We start from the raw sequence: 236 nt of genomic DNA, 5'->3' as shown, positions 1-236 counted from the left end.
GATTATCCTTGGCCTGATGCTCTCTATCGTGGGTGTGCTGCTGCGCTCGTTGTTTAATCGCGGTATCGAAAGCCCGCAGGTGCTGGAAGAACACGGTATCAGCGTTTATGCCAGCATCCCGCTGTCGGAGTGGCAGAAAGCGCGCGATAGCGTCAAAACCATCAAAGGGATTAAACGCTATAAACAGAGCCAGCTACTGGCGGTGGGGAATCCAACCGATCTGGCGATTGAAGCCA

1 protein-coding gene is annotated in these 236 nt (G+C 53.8%); it reads left to right on the top strand.

Annotation, left to right across the window (positions count from 1 at the left end):
* Positions 1–236: hypothetical protein (locus B0E34_RS22885; protein WP_228423116.1), on the top strand; the 236-nt coding region annotated here is incomplete at both ends.

This window comes from Chryseobacterium mucoviscidosis, assembly GCF_002177115.1.
GTDB lineage: Bacteria > Bacteroidota > Bacteroidia > Flavobacteriales > Weeksellaceae > Chryseobacterium > Chryseobacterium mucoviscidosis.
The sequence above is the reverse complement of the archived record's forward strand: the minus strand, read 5'-3'. Positions and strand labels throughout refer to the sequence as shown.